We start from the raw sequence: 2,693 nt of genomic DNA on the forward strand, positions 1-2,693 counted from the left end.
TTGGAGCGAACTGCCTACCCGGAACTGAGTGTCAGGCGTGGAATGAGATAAACGCGGCCATAACAGCGGAATGACACCGGTAAACCGAAAGGCAGGAACAGGAGAGCGCACGAGGGAGCTACCAGGGGGAAACGCCTGGGATCTTTATAGTCCTGTCGGGTTTCGCCACCGCTGATTTGAGCGTCAGATTTCGTGATGCTTGTCAGGGGGGCGGAGCCTATGGAAAACCGGCAGCCCTTAAGTCTCTTCTCACACTTCATACCTCCACGCCCTTTGATTGACCCCGTAACGCTCGCCGCAGAGTCATGACCGAACGCAGTGAGCGAATGACCGAGGAAGCGTAATTTCTCCGGTGGCTGCTTAGGCTCCTGTCGCTCCGTACTATCATCTTTCACCACTTACGTTTTCTGCACGTATTGGTATTGATGCGGACAGGAAATGTCTTGTCATTACCGCCGCTTTGCGCCAGTGACAAAATCAGCGGGACAAGATGTGTTTTTGGAGTACCGCCGACACTCCAGAATGTTTCATCAGGCGCCGCCCGATACGCTGAATTTCGTACGTACGAAATTTCTCTGCTGTTGAGATCTAGGGCAGGATTCGCAAGAGGGTGGCGGATGGCACCGTATGCTGCGATGCAGGATAGGGCAAACGCCGCAAAATGACGTCATTTGCGGCGTTTGCCCCGAAAACAGAATGTTTTCTCCTGAGCCTGCAGCTGGCTCTCTGAACCCCTACCGCCTCGCAAAGCTCGTTGCTCAACGCCTCACGATCGCACAGTAAACTGCGCGCCCGTTCACCGTTATAGGAAATGACCGTTTCCTGCGAAAAAGCGGCCTTAGTGACAACATACGCGTGAAACTGCCAGCCATTCACTTCTGTGCATAGCCATGCAGCCGGTCAGAAATCATCAGGGGCGTTTTTCAGGGGTATGGGCGGGGAAAGGTGCCGAAAATCGGCAGGGGGCCGCAGAAACGCGCTGAGAGGCTCTCAGGCGGTGCGCCCAAGAGATGTTATGGTAAATCTTGGTGGGGTTATCGCTTTCTATCGATAAAGGGAGATGTCGCCCACGATGAACCGGTATACCTTCCTATTTCCTCTCCCTGAAGCCCACTTCGTTTGTAATAGATTGTTGTTACAGAGAAAAAATCGCCAATGTTTTTCAGTATCAGAGCTGAGTCTGGGTTTAGTCTGAGAGCTAAACCTATTTTACCTTGCTCTTCCAACAGTAAGATCTTCCCACTGGTGCTGAGCTTCTTATGGATGAATGTTGCTACACAACCATCTGGTTGATAGCGTTGAAGCCACTTACCATGCCTGCCGGTTATGTGTGTTGAGCCAAAGTAACCATTTCCGACTTGTAAGCGGATCGGCATGTCTACGGTGATTGATGGCAGTGTGTTAGCCGGTATTTTTGAAAAAGACTTAATTCCATCTATAAGCCAATAATCAAATTTCCCAGTTCCAGATTGCGTGAATGTCGGCATTTTCTAAGGTTACTCCAGCTCTGAATCTAGTGATTCTCCATTTTTTTTATAACGTTTGAAACTGCTTATTTTATCGGGTGTTTTTTCATTAAGGACTTGAACAAGCTTGCTTAAGTCATAGGTGTTTCGACCTTTAAATTTCTTGCTTCCGGCCTTATTCGGCTGTTTATCGAGTAAGCCAAGCTCTACCAAAGTTGTGATTTCTCTCTGGATAGAACGTTTCGAAACGCCCATTCTTTTTGCCATCGATTCTTGCGAAGGGTAAGGGTGCTCTGTAGTTTCCCACCAGTGAGAAACAAGGTTCATCAGCAAATTGAAACCCAAAGGACTAATTGATAGTTCCGCCTGTAGAAAAAGCAGTGATGTAGGGATCGCTGTCCAGCCCATAAGCATGCTTCGTTCTCCCCACTTTTTTTCAAGTGGCTCTGTCTTCGCTTTCATTACGAACCTCGTTTTTTAATTTGTAGCGACACCAAGAACACTCTAACATCATTATTTAATGATGTTAGAGTGTTCTTGGTTATAATTATATATGTATATTCATATGTATAGACATTTTGTCGCCTTTATTTGATATGGTTTTGTCACCATACTTGCTATGAGTCTTACAGAAGACGATTTGTCCGTCATGGCGATATAATGGCGAGGCAACATGCGCTGATAGTGGATCGCCCTGCATTTCGCAGCCACTTGAGTGGGCTCCCTCACAGAGAGGGATGATGAATCTGATAACAGACATCACGTACGCCACTCGGACTCATAAAAAAAGCTGCCCTAGGCAGCTTTTTTTGTTTGTTATCTTCTTGATTGACAGGAAGGTAAGCAAAAATGTAGTCTCGGAAACGAAAAAACCACCCGGCAAGGTGGTTTTTCGAAGGTTCATTAAACCGGCAAGTTTATGAACCGTGGTAACAGGGTGTACAAGACCGCTGCCACCAAATTCGTCCTTCCAGTTTAGCCGTAGTTTGGCTCAGACTTCAAGAACTCTGCACTAGTAATCTTCTTGTACACCTTCTTACCAATGGCTGCTGCCAGTGGCGTTTTTTCGTGTCTTTCCGGGTTGGACTCAAGACGATAGTTACCGGATAAGGCGCAGCGGTCGGACTGAACGGGGGGTTCGTGCATACAGTCCAGCTTGGAGCGAACTGCCTACCCGGAACTGAGTGTCAGGCGTGGAATGAGATAAACGCGGCCATAACAGCGGAA

3 protein-coding genes are annotated in these 2,693 nt (G+C 47.9%); all 3 read right to left on the reverse strand.

Features of this window, described 5'->3' with window-relative positions; all coding sequences use genetic code 11:
* Window positions 1-1,034: 1,034 nt before the first annotated feature.
* The 3 genes from ACJ8J5_RS24690 to ACJ8J5_RS24700 all read right to left on the reverse strand — a co-directional run bounded on the left by ACJ8J5_RS24690 (window position 1,035) and on the right by ACJ8J5_RS24700 (window position 2,612).
* The gene (locus ACJ8J5_RS24690; protein ID WP_142353804.1) at window positions 1,035-1,487 is read right to left on the reverse strand and encodes a hypothetical protein; all 453 of its coding nucleotides are present in this window, start codon (window positions 1,485-1,487) and stop codon (window positions 1,035-1,037) included.
* Window positions 1,488-1,496: 9 nt separating this feature from the next.
* Window positions 1,497-1,928, reverse strand: coding sequence for a helix-turn-helix domain-containing protein (locus tag ACJ8J5_RS24695; RefSeq protein WP_069970468.1), 432 nt, complete (start codon window positions 1,926-1,928; stop codon window positions 1,497-1,499).
* Window positions 1,929-2,441: 513 nt separating this feature from the next.
* Window positions 2,442-2,612, reverse strand: coding sequence for a replication initiation protein (locus ACJ8J5_RS24700; RefSeq protein WP_077269784.1), 171 nt, complete (start codon window positions 2,610-2,612; stop codon window positions 2,442-2,444).
* Window positions 2,613-2,693 lie beyond the last annotated feature (81 nt).

The sequence above is a fragment of the Serratia sp. CY43202 genome, from assembly GCF_052168755.1.
GTDB classification, from domain to species: Bacteria; Pseudomonadota; Gammaproteobacteria; order Enterobacterales; family Enterobacteriaceae; genus Serratia; species Serratia bockelmannii.